Source organism: Myxococcus sp. AS-1-15, from assembly GCF_020037055.1.
Taxonomy (GTDB): Bacteria; Myxococcota; Myxococcia; order Myxococcales; family Myxococcaceae; genus Myxococcus; species Myxococcus fulvus.
Genome location: NZ_JAIQDF010000023.1, coordinates 89,278 through 105,990, shown reverse-complemented (window position 1 = coordinate 105,990; position 16,713 = coordinate 89,278). Strand labels below are relative to the sequence as shown.

The 16,713-nt window shown below is 70.0% G+C and carries 15 protein-coding genes and 1 pseudogene; 4 read left to right on the top strand and 12 right to left on the bottom strand.

The window, feature by feature from the left end; all coding sequences use genetic code 11:
• Positions 1 to 314: 314 nt before the first annotated feature.
• Positions 315 to 1,460: a CARDB domain-containing protein gene (locus K8625_RS40220; RefSeq protein WP_223785680.1), complete on the bottom strand. Its 1,146-nt coding sequence runs from the start codon at positions 1,458 to 1,460 to the stop codon at positions 315 to 317.
• A gap of 391 nt (positions 1,461 to 1,851) precedes the next feature.
• Here K8625_RS40220 and K8625_RS40215 point away from each other — a divergent pair, with 391 nt between their 5' ends.
• The 3 genes and pseudogenes from K8625_RS40215 to K8625_RS40205 all read left to right on the top strand — a co-directional run bounded on the left by K8625_RS40215 (position 1,852) and on the right by K8625_RS40205 (position 4,157).
• On the top strand, positions 1,852 to 2,610 hold the full coding sequence (locus tag K8625_RS40215; RefSeq protein WP_223785679.1) for a class I SAM-dependent methyltransferase: 759 nt from the start codon (positions 1,852 to 1,854) through the stop codon (positions 2,608 to 2,610).
• A pseudogene (locus K8625_RS40210) lies at positions 2,607 to 3,299 on the top strand (putative N-acetylmannosamine-6-phosphate 2-epimerase). The gene K8625_RS40215 and the pseudogene K8625_RS40210 overlap by 4 nt, the downstream one beginning before the upstream one ends.
• A 138-nt stretch (positions 3,300 to 3,437) precedes the next feature.
• On the top strand, positions 3,438 to 4,157 hold the full coding sequence (locus K8625_RS40205) for an autoinducer binding domain-containing protein (RefSeq protein ID WP_223785678.1): 720 nt from the start codon (positions 3,438 to 3,440) through the stop codon (positions 4,155 to 4,157).
• Positions 4,158 to 4,166: 9 nt separating this feature from the next.
• Here the strand turns inward: K8625_RS40205 and K8625_RS40200 are convergent, their stop codons facing one another.
• The 11 genes from K8625_RS40200 to K8625_RS40150 form a co-directional block, all read right to left on the bottom strand.
• A complete protein-coding gene (locus tag K8625_RS40200; RefSeq protein ID WP_223745872.1) occupies positions 4,167 to 5,456 on the bottom strand; it encodes a hemolysin family protein in 1,290 nt (429 codons plus the stop codon).
• Between the two features lie 78 nt (positions 5,457 to 5,534).
• Positions 5,535 to 5,924 carry a response regulator gene (locus K8625_RS40195; protein WP_083560251.1) on the bottom strand — a complete coding sequence of 130 codons (390 nt, stop codon included), beginning with the start codon at positions 5,922 to 5,924 and terminating at the stop codon, positions 5,535 to 5,537.
• Between the two features lie 96 nt (positions 5,925 to 6,020).
• Entirely contained in the window at positions 6,021 to 6,872 is an 852-nt protein-coding gene (locus K8625_RS40190; RefSeq protein WP_223745786.1) for a metallophosphoesterase, read from the bottom strand.
• Between the two features lie 63 nt (positions 6,873 to 6,935).
• Positions 6,936 to 8,144, bottom strand: a complete 1,209-nt coding sequence (locus K8625_RS40185) for a ceramide glucosyltransferase (protein WP_223785677.1) — start codon at positions 8,142 to 8,144, stop codon at positions 6,936 to 6,938.
• Between the two features lie 137 nt (positions 8,145 to 8,281).
• Complete coding sequence (gene phoU, locus K8625_RS40180; RefSeq protein ID WP_223785695.1) at positions 8,282 to 8,968, bottom strand: phosphate signaling complex protein PhoU; 687 nt, start codon at positions 8,966 to 8,968, stop codon at positions 8,282 to 8,284.
• A 23-nt stretch (positions 8,969 to 8,991) separates the two neighbouring features.
• On the bottom strand, positions 8,992 to 9,735 hold the full coding sequence (pstB, locus tag K8625_RS40175; RefSeq protein WP_218035661.1) for a phosphate ABC transporter ATP-binding protein PstB: 744 nt from the start codon (positions 9,733 to 9,735) through the stop codon (positions 8,992 to 8,994).
• A gap of 48 nt (positions 9,736 to 9,783) precedes the next feature.
• Positions 9,784 to 10,695, bottom strand: coding sequence for a phosphate ABC transporter permease PstA (gene pstA / locus K8625_RS40170; protein WP_223745788.1), 912 nt, complete (start codon positions 10,693 to 10,695; stop codon positions 9,784 to 9,786).
• A complete protein-coding gene (pstC, locus tag K8625_RS40165; RefSeq protein ID WP_223745789.1) occupies positions 10,692 to 11,699 on the bottom strand; it encodes a phosphate ABC transporter permease subunit PstC in 1,008 nt (335 codons plus the stop codon). Before pstC ends, pstA begins: the two co-directional genes overlap by 4 nt.
• Positions 11,700 to 11,741: 42 nt before the next feature.
• On the bottom strand, positions 11,742 to 12,563 hold the full coding sequence (locus K8625_RS40160; protein ID WP_223745790.1) for a phosphate ABC transporter substrate-binding protein: 822 nt from the start codon (positions 12,561 to 12,563) through the stop codon (positions 11,742 to 11,744).
• A gap of 49 nt (positions 12,564 to 12,612) precedes the next feature.
• The gene (locus tag K8625_RS40155; RefSeq protein ID WP_223745791.1) at positions 12,613 to 13,881 is read right to left on the bottom strand and encodes a porin; all 1,269 of its coding nucleotides are present in this window, start codon (positions 13,879 to 13,881) and stop codon (positions 12,613 to 12,615) included.
• A gap of 90 nt (positions 13,882 to 13,971) precedes the next feature.
• Complete coding sequence (locus K8625_RS40150) at positions 13,972 to 14,664, bottom strand: response regulator (RefSeq protein ID WP_223745792.1); 693 nt, start codon at positions 14,662 to 14,664, stop codon at positions 13,972 to 13,974.
• Between the two features lie 585 nt (positions 14,665 to 15,249).
• Here K8625_RS40150 and K8625_RS40145 point away from each other — a divergent pair.
• Positions 15,250 to 16,647 (top strand): hydroxymethylglutaryl-CoA reductase, degradative, encoded by a 1,398-nt coding sequence (locus K8625_RS40145; protein WP_223785676.1) that lies wholly within the window; start codon positions 15,250 to 15,252, stop codon positions 16,645 to 16,647.
• Positions 16,648 to 16,713 lie beyond the last annotated feature (66 nt).

Sequence of the window (16,713 nt, the reverse complement as noted above, 5' to 3'; positions counted from 1 at the left end):
CCGACGGACAACTCACCGACCCCGTGGCGCAGGCCGCCGTACAGGTCGACAGCTCCTGCGAAGACTCCTGGATGCCTTCCGTCGTGACGACATCTTCAGCAGACGGCGCTCCACAGCCCATGGCCATGGTCACCAGCAGTCCCAGTGCCGCTCCAATGCAATACCTCGTCGACATGGTTGCCTCCTTGGGGAGGATGCAACGGTATTCGACGAGAGATGGGCATGCCCATCCCAGGAATCTGGGATTGCGGAGTCATTGGGCCACTGCACCCCGTCCGGAACGACTCCGAGCGGAGTGCCGCGACCTCAATCCATTACAGCAGCGAGCAGAGCAGCCCGGGGTACGTCGTCCCCGAGGGGCAGCCCTCGCCCTGGCAATACCGGGCCCCCGAGTCGACGGCGGGGTTGCCCAGCAGCGCGGGAACGCGGACATGACAGGAGCCCACGGACTGGTTGCCCGTGTTGTCCGACACGCCATACACGAACGTGTAGACGCGGCCGTTGCCCAGCAGCGCCGCCTCCGCGCGCACCATCGCGGACTTGCCATCCGCGCTCAGCTTGATGTCGTCGCAGGCCAGCAGCCGCAGCAATGACAGCGCGTCGTTCTGCTCGTCGGAGGTGACGCGCAGCAGCGAGCCCGCCTGCGCCAGGGGCAGCGTGCCGCCACAGTTGTCCGTGGCTGGCAGGGCGCAGTCATCCAGCGACACCAGCACGTAGTCGGAGCCCGCCGAGGGCGTCAGGGTGATGCCCCGGCTCGCGCCCGGCGTGGGCGCCGTGACGTCGACCACCTTCACCGTCGCGGAGCAGGTGCTCGTGCTGGCGCCATCCGTCACATCCAGACGGACAGGCGTCGTCCCCAGGGAGAACGGGCCTGCGGGGGTCTGGCTCACGCTGAACGGCCCCGGGAAGCCATCCGGGTCGAACGAGCCGTGGTCCACGGAGGCCTGCCCCCGGCACGTCGCGTCCGCCTGGACGGTGACATCCTGGCAGCTCGCCACCGGCAGCTGATTCGTCGCACACGGAATCGGGAAGTCGAACGCGGCGCGGTTGTTCGCCTCGTCCCCCTCGTCGAAGACGCCGTCGTCGTCCGCGACCACCACCACCCGCTGCGTCCCCTCCGGCACCGTGAAGGAGAGCTGGAAGGGGAAGCGCTCACCCCCCACCAGGAAGGGAACGCTGACGATTCCCAGGCGCGTGCCGCCCGCGCCCGGCTCGCCTGCGTAGATGGCCGTCGTCGAGCCGGCGATGCCGGTGGCTCCCAGGTTCTGCACCGCCGCGGACAGCGTCAGCGCCGTGGCCTGGCAGGACGCCACCAGGTCCACCACCGCCAGGTCCAATTCGCCTACCGCCGACTCCTGTGTCTGCAAGGAGGATGGCGCGCCCACTTCGGAAGAGCTGCCATCGCAGCCGCCCAAGAGAAACAGCGCCGCGAGCGCGGGGAATCCATATACACGTGTCATGTCTGGCTCCGGTCAATGGCCTCGCAATGAGGCATGCCCATGTTAGGTCATTTGCGTGGGTGTATTGAACTGGGTCAAATCATTCACGCAATGACTCACCGAGGGGTGGTTTCCACCCAACCGAGGTTGTTCGTGTAACCGAGTCCCAGTCAGTAAAGCCCAGATTCCGTGTCCCCTGGGACCCGCCGTGCATCACGGTGTCTGAAACGGCGAGAAAGAGCGGGCGCCCGCCCGGGGTGTCTGGGATTCGCCGCGGAGGCTCGGGCGCCGTCCGGCGCGAGGGCAGGGGCGCGGCCATCGCTGAAGGGGCCCATCCTGTCAGTCCTGACAGGTTTCCCACCCGGGGTGTCTGGCTTTAACTCAGGGGAACCCTTCGCACGGGAGGTCGTCGATGTCCGCCACCGCCGCAGAGCGCCAGTTCGACGAACTGGCGAGCCTCTACGAGGACGTCGCCCCCTGGCCCTTCCGTCGGGACATCGAGGTGCCCTCGGTGCTCCACTCGCTGGGAGACCTGACGCGCAGCGACGTGCTCGACTTCGGCTGTGGCGCGGGGCTGTACTCCCGGCTGCTCGCCGGGCGAGGGGCCCGCCGGGTGGTGGGCCATGACGCGTCCGAGGGGATGCTGAGCGCCGCGCGGCAGCGGGAGGCGAAGGAGCAGCGCGGCATCGAATACGTGTCTCGGCTGACGCCCGAGCTGGAGCAGCGGTTCGACCTGGTGTTGGCCGTGTACGTCCTCCCGTATGCCTCCACGCGGAGCGAGCTGCGACAGATGTGCGCGAGCATGGCCCGGGTGCTGCGCCCGGGAGGACGTCTGCTCGCGCTGCCGCTCCATCCCGACCACGCGCCCGACCCGGACTACTACGCTCCCTATGGCCTGCGGCTGGTCTCGGACGCGCCCCATGCGGAAGGAGGCGCGCTGCGAGTCGAGCTGCGCGCCGCGGGCGTGGAGGCAGACGTCACCGCCTGGTACTGGTCCAGGAATTCCATCGAGGAGGCCTTGCGAGACGCGGGCTTCGGGCCCGTGTTCTGGGCCGACCCCTGGCCCCCGGGGCTCGCCCGCGTCGAGGACGCCCCTCCCGCGCTGCACGCCTACCTGCGAAGGCCCCACGCCGCGATGCTCGACTGCCGACGGGCGCGGGTCTCCGGATGAGGCTGCTCCAACAACTCCAGGGAGGCCTCGTGGTGGCCTGCGAGGCCCTGCCCGGCGAGCCGCTCCATGGCAGCGCGTTCATGGCCGCCATGGCCGTCGCCGCGGTCCGGGGCGGGGCGCAGGGCCTCCTCGCCAACGGGCCCGCGGAGATCGCCGCGATTCGCGCGAAGGTCCCCCTGCCGCTCCTCGGCGTCCTCCTCCGCGAGTATCCAGGCTCGAGGGTGCGCGTCACTCCGACGCTCGCGGAGGTGGCCGAGGTGGTGGACGCCGGCGCCCAGCTGGTGGGCATCGACGCGACGTAGCGGTGGCGTCCGGAGGGTGAGTCGCTCCCGGACCTGGTCCGCAAGGTCCGCGCCCGCTACCCGGACGTCCCGTTGATGGCGGAGGTGGCCACCGTCCGCGAGGCCGCGCTCGCCCAGGAGCTGGGGTTCGACTGTGTCTCCAGCGGCCTGTATGGCTTCACCCGGGAGACGGCCGGACGCCACCTCTGCGACGATGACTTCGAGCACCTGAGGGCGCTGCGCGCCGCCGTGGTGCGCTGCCCGCTGGTGGCCGAGGGCGCCATCTCGACGCCGGCGCAGGCCGCGCGGACCTTGCGGCTCGGCTCGGACCTGGTCGTCGTGGGCAGCGCCATCACCCGCCCTCAATTCATCACCGCGACCTTCGCCAAGGCCCTCCGCGCGCGCTGAATGCGCGGTGCGGGCCAGGTGCGCGCCCCATGCGGGGCAAAGACAGCCATCGAGGGTGGTCCGCCGGGGGAGGGCTGTCTATATCATCCACTCATCGTCTGTCTCATCCAGCCTGGCTCCGACGAGGAGGGAGGGCAGATGGCCACGGGGGAGGCGAGCGGACCGCCGTCGCGGCGCGCGGATGAGGCGCAGGCCTTGTTCGAGCGCGTGGACGCCCTGGCCCGCACGCTGGGCTTCGACTTCTGCGGCTACCTGTTGCGCATGCCCTGGCCCGTCGCCCATCCCGTGGTGGCGACCTTCGACTCCTATCCGCCGGGATGGATGGCGCACTACCGGAAGCACGACTACCTGCGCATCGACCCGGTGGTCCGCCTGGGCGTGAGCAGCACCGAGCTCGTGGTCTGGTCCGACGAGCTCTTCGCCCAGGCGCCCCAACTGCTCGAGGATGCCCGCGCCTTCGGGCTGGCCTCCGCGGTGGCCCAGTCGTGCTGGGCGGCGCATGGCGTCTTCGGCCTGCTCACCTTCGCCCGCGCGTCACCCGAGCCGCTCTCCGACGCCGCGCTCGCGGCGCTGCGTCAGCCGATGCTGATGGCCGCCCACCAGCTCCACGCGCGGATGATGGGCCTGCTGGTGCCCCGGCTCGCGCCGGACGTGGACACCGCGCTGACGCCGCGCGAGCGCGAGGTGCTGCTCTGGACGGGGGAGGGCAAGACGTCCGCGGACATCAGCACCATCCTCGACATCTCCGAGCGCACCGTGAACTTCCACATCGGCAACGCCCTGCTCAAGCTCAACGCCACCAACAAGGTCCAGGCCGTGGTGAAGGCGCTCACCCTGGGGCTGATGGACGCGGGGTGAGCACGGGCCTCAGGCGCTGTCGCCTTCTTCCGGCTGGGGCGGCGGCAGGAAGATGCGCACCGTGCGCACGCGCCGGGGCGAGGCCTCCACCACCTCCAGCTCCAGGCCGTCCTTGGTCTTCAGCTTGGTGCCGGGCTCGGGGATGGCGCCGCCCGCCAGCGCGATGCTCAGCCCCGCCACCGTGGAGTAGTCGCCGTCCTCGGCCAGCTCCAGCCCCAGCTCGCGGTTGATGTCGCGGATGGCCGCGCTGCCCTGCACCACCGCCGCCACGGGGCTCTCGCGCCGCACCAGCTCCTCGGGCGTCTCCGACTCGCTGAGGATGTCGCCCACCATCTCCTCGACCAGGTCCTCCACCGTCACCAGGCCCACCACGCCGCCGCGCTCGTCCACGATGATGGCCAACTGCATGCGACGGCGCTGCAGCTCCTTCAGCGCGTCCATGGCCCGCATCGTCTCCACCAGGAAGAAGGCCGGCCTGAGCACGTCCTCCAGGACGATGAGGTTCCCCTCCCACGCCACGGCGAGCAGGTCCTTGGCGATGACGTAGCCGACGATGTTGTCCAGTGAACCCTCGAACACCGGCATCCGCGAGTGCCCGCGCTCCAGCAGCATCTGGCGAATCTCGTCCGCGCTCGCGTGGCGACGCAGCGCGACGATCTGCTCGCGCGTCACCATCAGCTCGCCCACCGTCAGCTCGCCCATCTCGAACGCGCGCGAGGCGATTTCGCCCGCCTTCGGGTCCAACGAGCCCTGCTTCGCGGCCTCCTCCACCAGCGCCTGGAGCTCCTCCGCGGACAGCCGGCTCTCGGTGAAGTTCGTCTTGTCGCCGAACAGCCGCAGCACCACGTTGGAGCTGGCCGTGAGGAACCACACCACCGGCCGCATCACCCACGACAGGCCCAGCAGGGGCCGGCCGATGAGCATCCCGTAGCGCTCGGACGCGCGCAGCGCCAGCGACTTGGGCACCAGCTCCCCGAGCACCAGCGACAGGAACGACACGAAGACGACCACCGCGGCCAGGGCCACCTCGTCCGCCGTCGTCTCCGGCAGGCCCAGCTCCATCAGCACCGGGGCCAGGCGGTTGGCGATGCTCGCGCCACCGAAGGCCGCCGCCGTCGCGCCGATGACGGTGATGCCGATCTGCACCGTGGCGAGGAACCGCTCGGGGTTGGCCCGCAGGGCCTCCACCGCCTTGGCGGAGCCACTGCCTTGCTCCATCAGCTCCTTCAGCCGCGTCCTTCGGATGGAAATGATGGCGAGCTCGGCCCCGGCGAACACGCCATTGGCCAGGACGAGCAACAAGATGACGAGCAGCTCCGATGCGATGACGGCCCTCCTCTCAGGAGCCCTCTACCGTATCCCCGGTTGGCCGGCGGCTCACCCACCAAGTGACTGCAAGAGCAGAGACAGTTGGTCCCGGCTGGCGCCCTTGGGCAGGTAGTAGTGGGGGCCGGCCAAGAGGGCCATGCCCACGTCCTGGGCCGCCGCCGAGGTCAGGAACACCACCCGGGGGTGGGGCCCTCGTGGCAGCCGCTCGAGCTTCTCCACGACCTCCAGGCCGCTCATGCCCGGCATGTTCAGGTCCAGCAGCATGACCTCGAAGCGCTCACCGCGCCGGAGGCTGTCCAGGGCCTCCTGGCCGTCGGCCGCCTCCATCGTGTCATACCCCAGTTCCTCCAGGCTGAGCCGCAGGAACTCCCGCCAGTCCGCGTCGTCGTCGACCACCAGCACTCTTCTCGAGCCGTCATCGGTGTCCAGTCGCGCCAAGCATCCTCCCCAACATGGGAAGAACCCCACCGCGCCCCCGGGCCATTCGCTTCCCCCGGTGGAATGGCTTCCGCTCGCAGAGCGAGCGGGCGGACATCAGAAGAGGGCCATGCCCAGCTGGGTGACGAGGTACTGCAGCGCGGGGCGCACGTTGTGGCTGGCCGTGCGCGGACGCTCCGGCTGGGTGGAGTGGCACCACACCGGCTCGCTCAGCAGGCGACCCTCCGAGTGCTGGAGCAGCCGGAAGCGCCCCAGGTCGGTGGAGCTGCCCGCGTTGAAGACGCGCAAGGGGCGGCCATGGGCCGTGTCCACCACCGTCTCGTTGGGGTGGTGGCGGTGGCCGTGGAGGACCAGGTCGCACCTGCCCTGGATGCGCGCCACCAGCTCCGCGCCCAGGGACAGCTCGGACGCGTGGGGCCAGCCCATGCGAGTGGCGAGCCGCTCCGGGAAGCTCTCCTCGGGCAGGGGCAGCACGTGGTGGTGCACCAGCACCGCCACCAGCGCGTCCTTGGGGGCGCGGCCGAGCGCCTTCTCCACCTGCTCCACCGTCTCGAGCGACAGCTCGCCGTGGCTCGCGAAGTAGTTGCGGTTGTGCTCGCCGGTGGAGTCCACGCACACCAGATACAGCCCGGGGCGCTCCACGGTGCGGACCTTCAGGCCGTCCATCCAGCCGCCGCCCACGTCCTCGCCAGGGCGGTCGTGGTTGCCGGGGATGAGCGTGAGCCGTCCGGTGTCCAACAGCGGCGAGAAGATGTCGAGGAAGCGACGGTACTCCTCGTGCGAGCCCTGGTGCGTCAAGTCACCGGTCACCACCACGTGGTCCGCGCGGTTCGCCTGGAGCGCGGCGACGAGCGCCCGGGCCTGGGCGTCACTGGCCGGGCTCAGGTCCAGGTGCAGATCCGAAAGGTGCGCCAACGTCCTTGGGGGCATGCACAGCAACGTAGGCATCGACCGCGTCGGCTTCACGTCCGCCACGTGAATCCGTCGCGAGCGTGATGAAACACCTGTGCATCAGCCGGCGACCCACTCGTCCCGAGGGGCCAGCGCCGCGTCCGCCGTGGACACGCGCGCGCGCGGCGGCAAGAGGCGGGTGCCCGGGCCCACGCGAAGCCGCGTCCCGCGCCAGTCCACCGTGCGGCAGAACACGCCGTGCCACCACGCGGCGAACAGCAGCGCGTCCTTGAGCAGCACCGCCGGCGCGGCGCGCCATGACACCGGCTGGGGACGCAGCGCGCGAAACGCGCCCAGGTCCACCAGGACCTTGCCGAGCACGACGAGCGTGGCCAGCGTCACCGACTCCAGGCAGGGGCTCACCAGCGCGCCCGCCACGGCCAGCGGCGCGGGGTTGAGCAGCGACTGCGCGACATACGTGGACGGCGTCACGGCCGTCCGGTGGATGACGCTCCAGCGCAGGTAGCGCTGGAAGAAGGCGCGCACGCTCTTGCCCAGCGACACGTTGTACACGGGAGCACGCGCCACCACGACGCGGCGTCCCAGCTTGCGCGTCACCCACTGGCCGATGACGAAGTCCTCCGCGAGCACGTCGCGCACCGAGTAGAAGCCGCCCAGCGCGTCGACGTCCGCGCGCTTGAGCGCCATGGACTTCCCCACGACGATGTCCTGGTCCGCCAGGCGCTTGGCGCCAATCATCCCCGCCGCCGCGCTGGACGTCAGGTAGAGGTTGTCCAGGAGCGAACCCAGGCTCCTCTCGCCGACGCCCGAGACGGGGTGCGTCACGCAGCCCACCGTCGGGTCCGCGAAGCTGGCGGCGATCTCCTCCAGGTAGCCTGGCGCCACCCGCGTGTTGCTGTCGCTGATGACGAAGAGGTCGTACCGGGCCCGGTCCGCCAGGGTGATGAGCTGGTTCACCTTCGGATTGAGGCCGGGGGCGCCCTCCTGCAGCGCCAGGCGCATGACGCCGGGCCAGCGGCGCACCGCCTCGCACGCCACGGGGTACGCCGCGTCGCGGGTGTCCTTGACGCCCAGGACGACCTCGTAGGCGCCGGGGTAGTCCAGGTGGGCGAAGTGCTTGAGGTTGGTCTCCAGGTCGTCATCCGCGCCGCACAGCGGCTTGAGGATGGAGATGGCGGGCCACGCGGCGCCGGAGGGGAGGGCCCGGGGGGCCTCCCGGCGGTGGCGGAGCACCAGCACGTACTGGACGGCGAGCGCGGTGAGGCCGAAAGAGGCGGCGAACAGCAGGAGGGCGGAGGCGAGCGACATGCGCGGGCGGTCCCCGGGGACTGGCGCGCGGGCATCGCGCGACCGGTTGCCACGCTAGGGGGCCCGCGCGTCAGGAGTGGGGAGCGCCCGGGGCGCCCCGGGCAATTCCACGTGACGGCGCGGTGAAGCCGTCCGCGCTAGTCGCCCAGGTTGCGGCTGCGCGGATGGCGGATGTCCTTGCCCCGCACCATGTAGACGACCATCTCCGCCACGTTCAGCGCGTGGTCGCCGATGCGCTCCAGGTGCTTGGCGATGAACATCAGCGCGGTGGCCCGCCGGATGTTGCGCGAGTCCTCCATCATGTACGCCAGCAGCTCGTTGAAGATCTTGAGGAACAGCGCATCCAGCAGGTCATCCCCCTGGAGCACCTCCTCCGCCTTCGCCACGTCGTTGGACACGAAGGCATCCAGGGAGCGCTTCACCTGCTGCTGGGCCAGCTCCGCCAGCTTGGGCGTGTCGACGTAGGGCGCCAGCGGAGGGACCTGGTTCAGGTCCATGGAGCGCTCGGCGATGTTGACGGCGAGGTCGCCGATGCGCTCCAGGTCGGTGACGATCTTCAAGGCCGTGGTGATGAGGCGCAGGTCACTGGCGGCCGGCTGGCGCAGCGCGAGGATTCGCCGGCACAGCTCGTCGATCTCCACCTCCAGCCGGTTGACGTCCTTGTCGGCCGCGACGACCTTCTCCGCCAGGGCGCTGTCGCGGTCCGTGAGGGCGCGCATGCTCTGGACGATGAGGCCCTCCACCTTGGCCCCCATCGCGAGGAGCTTCTCGCGCAAGTCCCTCAGGTCCTGCTCGAACGCCTTGTCCGTGTGGGTCAACGGCATCTGCGACAATCCCTTCTCTGCGCTCACCCGAACTTCCCGGTGACGTAGTCCTCGGTGCGCTTCTCGCGCGGGTTGGTGAAGATCTGCTCGGTGGGCCCGCACTCCACCAGCTCACCCATGTAGAAGAAGGCAGTCCTGTCGCTCACGCGGGCGGCCTGCTGCATGTTGTGGGTGACGATGGCGATGGTGTACGTCGCCTTCAGCTCGTGGATGAGCTCTTCGATCTTGGCCGTGGCGATGGGGTCCAGCGCGCTCGCCGGCTCGTCCATGAGCAGCACCTGGGGCTCCACCGCCATCGCGCGGGCGATGCACAGCCGCTGCTGCTGGCCGCCGGACAGGCCCAGGGCGCTCTCATGCAGCCGGTCCTTCACCTCGTCCCACAGGGCCGCGCCGCGCAGGGACTTCTCCACGCGCTGGGCCAGGGCCGCCTTGTCCTTCATCCCGCCCACGCGCAGGCCGTAGGCGACGTTCTCGAAGATGCTCTTGGGGAACGGGTTGGACTTCTGGAAGACCATGCCCACGCGGCGGCGCAGGTCCACCACGTCCACGCTCCGGTCATGGATGTCCGTGTCGTCCAGCAGGATGGTGCCGGTGTGGTTGGCGCCCGGAATCAAGTCATTCATCCGGTTGAGCGAGCGCAGGAAGGTGGACTTGCCGCAGCCGGACGGGCCGATGAGGGCGGTGACGCGCCGGTCCTGGATGGCCAGGGAGACCTTCTTGATGGCCTCCTTGGCGCCGTACCGGAGCGTCAGCTCGCGGGCCTCCATCTTCGGGCGGGGAGCGTTGGGCGTGAGGGACATGGAGGGCGTGTACCGTCAGTGGGCGCCCGCGGCCTTGCGGCGCGTGCGGGTCCGGATGATGACCGCGACCAGGTTGAGGGCGAACGTGAGCAGCAGCAGCACCAGCACCGTCGCGTAGAGCAGGGGACGGGTGGCCTCCACGTCCGGCGACTGCGTGGCCATCACGTACGTGTGGTAGCCCAGGTGCATGAACTGCGAGTTGAGGTGCGAGGGCAGGTCCGGCAGGAAGTAGGCCGCGCCCGTGAAGAGGATGGGCGCCACCTCACCCGCGCCGCGGGAGATGGCCAGCACCGCGCCGGTGAGGATGCCCGGCAGCGCGCCCGGCAGCACCACCCGCGCCAGCGTCTGGGACTGGGTGGCGCCCAGGGCGAGGCTCGCGGTGCGGTGGTCCATGGGGACCGCGCGCAGCGCCTCCTCGGTGGAGACGATGACCACGGGCAGCGTGAGCACCGCGAGCGTCAGCGACGCCCAGAGGATGCCGGGCTGGGCCCAGTACATCTCCTCGTGGCCGAGCGCCCGGTCCATGCCCTGGCCCACGAAGAGGATGAAGAAGCCCAGGCCGAACAGGCCGAACACGATGGAGGGCACGCCCGCCAGGTTCACCACCGCCACGCGGACGACGCGGGCGAAGAGGGAGTTCGGGGGCGCGTACTCGTGCAGGTACACCGCGGTGAGCACGCCCACCGGCATCACCGCGAGCGTCATCAGGAGGGTGAGCGCGGCGGTGCCGAAGATGGCGGGGAAGATGCCGCCCGCCATCATCCCGTCCTCGGGCGGCTGGGTGAGGAAGGTCCAGGTGACGCCCCCGGCGCCGTTCTCCACCACGTTGAAGAGGATGATGGCCAGCACCGCGACGATGACGAACGCGGCGAGTCCAGTGAGCGACGTGAGCGCGAGGCCCACGGCGCGGCGGGTGCCGGGCGTCACGCCGCACCTCCGGTGAGCTTCTTCACCACCCGCCGGGTCCACGTGGAGGCGAGCAGGTTGAGGACGAAGGTGAACAGGAAGAGCTGCACGCCGATGAAGAACAGCAGCGAGTAGTGCGGGCTGCCCACCACCACCTCGCCCATCTCCGCGGCGATGGTGGCCGACAAGGAGCGCGCCGAGTCCCCCAGGCTCCAGGAGATGACGTCCGCGTTGCCGGAGGCCATGAGGACGATCATCGTCTCACCGATGGCGCGCCCGAAGCCCAGCACGCAGGCGGCGAGGATGCCGGGGGCCGCGGCGGGGAGCACCACCTTCCAGGCCGTCTCCCAGGGCGTGGCCCCGAGCGCGAGCGACGCCTCGCGGTAGCTGCGCGGCACCGCGGTGAGCGCGTCCTCGGACACGGTGAAGATGACCGGGACGATGGCGAGCGCCAGGCCCAGGCCCGCCACCATGGCGTTGAGCGGCCGGTCGAAGGCGAAGACGTCCTTGATGACGGTGGACATCACCATCAGCGCGAAGAAGCCGAGCACGACGGAGGGGATGCCCGCGAGCAGCTCGATGACGGGCTTGAGCAACTCCCGCAGGCGGCGGGGCGCGAACTCCGCGGCGAACAGCGCGCCGAACACGCCCAGCGGCACCGCGACGAGCATGGAGACCACCGTCGTCTTCAGCGTGCCGACGAACAGCGGAATCATGCTGACCTTGGGAAGCTTCGACACCGGCTGCCAGCGGAAGGGCGGGCGGCCGGGGGGGACCTCCTGCGGCAGGAACATCTTCGACAGGCTGGCCTCGTGTCGGGCCTCGGCCTGGGTGAAGAGGGCCAGGGCCTCCTTGGCCACGAAGATGAGGATGAGGATGAGCGCCGCGATGCCGGTGAAGGCCATCAGGGTGATGAACCCCGCGATGGCCTTCTCCTTGAGCTGCCGTCGCCGCGCGGCCGGGGACAGCGAGGGCGCGACCAGAGGCTGAGTGAGACCCTGCTCCATGACGGCCTGTCTATCCATGTGGCCTCCAGCCCCGCGTGACATTCGTGTGACGGCCCGGCGTCACTTCACCGGGAAGTAGCCGACCTTCGTGACGACGGCCTGGCCTTCCGGGGACAGCGCGAAGTCGATGAACGCCTTCGCGTCTCCGGCGGGCTTGTTGCGCAGGTAGAAGTAGAGGTCGCGCGACAGCGGGTACTTGCCCGTCTTGATGTTCTCGGCCGAGGGGGAGATCTCCTCGTTGCCCTTCTTGATCTTCAGCTCCTTGATGCCCTTGGCGTAGGCGGAGCCGCCGTAGCCGATGCTGTTCTTCTCCTTGGAGACGGCGTTCACCACGGCGGCGGTGCCCGGCAGCGTCTGGGCGGAGGCGGCGTAGTCCTCGCCGTCCAGGACGTGGTCCTTGACGAAGACGTAGGTGCCCGAGGAGTTCTCGCGCGAGTAGATGATGATGGGCGCGTCGGGGCCGCCCACCTGCTTCCAGTTGGTGACATCCCCCACGTAGATGCCGCGCAGCTGCTCCACGGTGAGGGCCGTCACGGGGTTGCCCTCGTTGACGTAGAAGGTGACGCCGTCCTTGGCGACGGGAATCTCCTGGCCCGTGGTGTTGTAGCGCGCGCGCAGCTTCTGCTTCTCCGCGTCCTTGATTTCGCGGCTGGACATGGCGATTTCGGTGGTGCCGTTCTGCAGCGCGGCCAGGCCCACGCCGGAGCCCCCGCCCGTCACTTGAACCTTGGTGGCGGGCGTCTTCTTCATGAACTCCTCGGCCCATCGCTGCCCGAGGATGACCATGGTGTCAGAGCCCTTCACGGTGACGTTGCCCGCATGGGCGGAGAGCGGGAGGGCGAGCAGCAGGCCCGCGATGAGTGAGCCAATGAAAGTCTTCATGGTGGTCAGCTCCTTGACGAAGCGTTGTGGGTCGGTGGGAAGGTAGGGCCTAGTAGCGAGCCTGCATCTGAAGCGTGAAGAGGTTGTCGTGCGGGTCCTTCGGGGCGCCGGGCGCGGACGTCACGGGCATCTCGTAGGCGGCGGTGACCTTGAAGTGTTCGCCGAAGTAGTGGAGGACGGCGACGGCCAGGGTGCCCACCGAGTTGGTGCTGGCCGGGCGTCCGTCCGTCACCGTGTTCTTGCGGCCGTTCTCCGGGTCGAAGAAGTCGTAGCGGACAGCCACCGCGTCCGTCAGGCCGATGTTCTGGACGATGAGCCCGTACCAGCCGCTGGCGGGCACACCCGGCTGTTCAATCTTCACGTCGCCAGAGCTCTTCCAGTACGAGCGCCCGGTGATGTACTCGCCCTTGATGGCCGTGGCCCCGAAGGGCAGCACGTCCAGGTAGAGCTGGGCGTCCAGTGCCAGACGATCCCGCGTGTACGCCTTGCGGTAGGTGTCCGTGGGGCCCTTGGTGATGGTGTGGCCGTACCAGCCGGAGATGCCGCCGGACACCCAGCCCAGGTCGAAGCCCGCGCGGCCGATGGCGTCCTTCTCCTTGTCGTTGTCGGAGCCGACGTAGCCCTGGTTGAAGATGCCGTCGCCGTCGAACACGCCGCCGCTGAAGTGGAGCTTCCCGTCCAGGAAGTTGCCGGCGAACTTCACGCCGCGATCCCGCTCGTCGGGCAGGAAGGCGCGCACCACGCGGGTGCGCTCGGGAATCTCGCGGTCGCTGGAGGACTGCACGGCCTCGTAGCCGAAGGGCCACTTCATCTGGCCCAGCGTCAGGCCCAGCTGCTGGTGGGTGCCCGGGATGTAGAGGGTGGCCTCCGCGTCGCGCACGGTGACGCCCGTGGTGGGCACGCCGTCGAACTGCAACATCAGCTGGGACCAGTCCGTGGTGTACGTCGTCTTGAGGCGGCCTCGGCGCACGGTGAAGCGGCTGAAGCCGCCCGAGCCGCTGTCATCCAGGCTCTGCTGGTACTGGTAGCGCCCCTGGACGTAGCCCGAAATCTTCAGCTTCTTGAGCGCGGACAGGTCCACCTTCGTCTCCGCGTTCTGCTCCTCCAGCGCGGCCACCTTCCCCTCGGCGTTCGTCATCCGCTCGTCCAGGTCCGCGTCCGCCGGCGCGCTGTCGGCGGGGGGCGGCTCGGCGGGCGCCTGGGCGTCGGCGGAGGGCACCTGGGGGGCGGACGCCTCGGCCGGCGGTGACGCGGGCTCCTGGGCCAGGGCCGGGCCGGACGCCACGCAGAGGGTGAGGAAGGTGGTGACGAGACGCATCGAGGAGGGTTTCGGGAGGGTCACGAAACTGGCTTCTAGGTAACGTCCGTGGCTGTTTCGGGTCCCTTGTGTGACATCCGTGTCACGAAGTCAGTGGGCCGGGTCGACGATGCGGTAGCCCACCCCGCGCACCGTCTCCAGCAGGGTGCGCGCCGGGCCCAGCTTGTCGCGCAGGCGCATGACGTGGGTGTCGATGGTGCGCGTCTCCAGGGACGAGGACAGGCCCCACACCTCCTCGAGGAGCTGCTCGCGCGTCTGGACCCGGCCCGTGCGCGTCATGAGGTGGCCGAGCAGCCGGAACTCCAGCGCGGTGAGGGGGACCTCCTTGTCCTCCACGTAGAAGCGGTGGGCGGACAGGTCCAGCTTGAGCGCGCCCAGGGCCAGGGGCGCCGTCTCCGCGGTGGTCTGCGACGTGCCGCCCCGGCGCAGGATGGCCTTGAGGCGGAGGACCAGCTCCCGGACGCTGAAGGGCTTGACGACGTAGTCGTCCGCGCCGACCTCGAAGCCGCGGATGCGGTCCGCCTCCTCGCCCTTGGCGGTGAGCATGACGATGAGGACTTCGCGGGACGGGGACTGGGCGCGCAGCTGCCGGCAGACATCGATGCCGGACATGTCGGGCAGCATCAGGTCCAGCAGCACGAGCTCGGGGGGCTTCTCCCGGGCCGCGACGAGGGCGGCCTCGCCCGTGCCTGCGAGCTGGGTGGAGAAGCCGGAGTCGCGCAGGTTGAAGTCGATGAGCTGGGCGAGATCGGGTTCGTCGTCGACGATGAGGACGTGGGCCATGGCGCCCGGAGTCTGCGCGGCCCGATTTCCATGCACGTGACGCGTTTGCAACGATTGTGTGATGCGGGCGGACGCCAGGGCGGGCGAGCCGCCAGGAATGCGGGCCGGGGCGTCCTGACGAGAATGTGACAATGGCCTGGGACCGAGGGGTCCTTCGTCCGCCGGCCCGACCCCATTACTCAAGACAGGTCCGGTGGGGCCGGAGGTCTTCCTCGCGGCCGTGGCCCGCATGCGCAAGACAGCCCGCACGTGTTTCACGGTGCGGAATCAGCGCGGGCTGCAAGGCTTTGTGAAAGACAGACGGATTGCGTGCGGGCCGGAGTGCGGGCGGGGAGGATGGGGCCCCGGGATAAATGCGGGGCGGTTGCAAATGCTGGATGCAAGGAATCGTCCATGAGACCCGGTCCATCGCTCGGGGGCGGGGTTCCTTGTGCCTGGGTTCAATGTCTCTGTGGGCTGACGAACCGCATGGGGGCGCGGATGTCCGCGGTGCGACAATGGTCCCCGGGGGGTGGTGATGTGTCATATTGCTCGTGGGTTGCGCGTGACTCATTTGAGAGGGATTGTCATGGTGTGAGGTGATTGATGACGGATGAGTTTCTGGATACGCAGGGCGTTCGTGGTGACAGGTCCACCCAGTCCGTATTCGCGGGCTTCCAGCGGTTGTCGCTGGAGGAGCGTCGCGAGCGGGTGGGGGTGGAGCTGGGGTTGGACGCGGAGGCGTTGAGCGGGCTCACCGGGGAGCAGGGCCCCCGGATGCAGACGACCTTGTCGGCGGTGGAGAGCGCGGTGGGGCTGTTCAGCCTGCCCCTGGGCCTGGGGCTCCACCTGAAGGTCAACGGGCGCGCCTACGCGGTGCCCATGGTGGTGGAGGAGCCGTCGGTCATCACGGCCGCCTCCTTCGCGGCGAAGCTGGTGGGAGAGGCGGGTGGGTTCCTCGCGGAGGCGGACCCGTCGCTGATGCTCGGTCAGATCCAGGTCACCCGCTTCGGGCCGCCCAGCTTCGCCATGGCGCGCGTCCTGGAGGCGCGCACGGAGCTGCTCGCGCTGGCCAACAGCCTGCATCCCCAGCTGGCGGAGGAAGGCGGAGGGGCGCGGGAGGTGGAGGTGCGGCTGTTGCCCTCGCCGGAGCCCGGGATGGATCCGCTGCTCGTGGTGCACGTGCACGTCGATACGCGGGAGTCGCAGGGCGCGGTCGTGGTGGACTCGATGATGGAGACGCTCGCGCCGCGCATCGAGCAGCTCACCGGGGGCAAGGTGTACGTGCGCGCCCTGACGCACCTGTCGGCCCAGTGCCTGGCGCGCGCGCGCTGTTCCATCCCCGAGCGGACGCTGGGGGACTTCGGGTTGTCCGGCACCGAGGTGGCGGAGGGCGTGGTCCAGGCCAGCCGCTTCGCCCAGGCGGACCCGTACCGGGCGGCCGCGCACAACAAGGGCATCATGAACGGCATCGACGCGCTCGCGCTCGCCACGGGGCAGGACTGGCGCGCCATCGAGGCGGGCGCGCACGCGTTCGCGGCCCTCCGGGGGCGCTACGGTCCGCTGTCGGTGTGGCGCAGGGAGGCCGGCAACCTGGTGGGCGAGCTCCAGCTGCCGCTGGCGCTGGGCACCGTGGGCGGCACCCTCCAGTCGCACCCCGGCGTCCAGTCGGCGCTCACCCTGCTGGGGCGGCCCAATGCGCGGGAGCTGGCGTGCATCTTCGTCTCGGTGGGGCTGGCGCAGAACCTGGCGGCGCTGCGCGAGCTGGGCGCGGCGGGCGTGCAGCGGGGCCACATGGCGGTGCATGCGCGCACCGTGGCCTCGAGCGTGGGCGCGCCGCCCGAGTGGGTGGAGGCCATCGCCGCGCTGCTCGTGCAGGAGGGCGAGGTGAAGCCGGACCGGGCGCGTCAGGTGCTGGACAGGATGCGCGGCGGAGGGGAGGCGGCCAGCCTGGCGCCGCCGCCACCCACGGGGGACCTGCGGCGTCGCGAGGACCTGGAGTGAGCGCGGGCTGACGCCCGCGCGTTGTCGGTTCCCCAGGCGCGGGGGCTGTGCCACAACGGCGGGGCG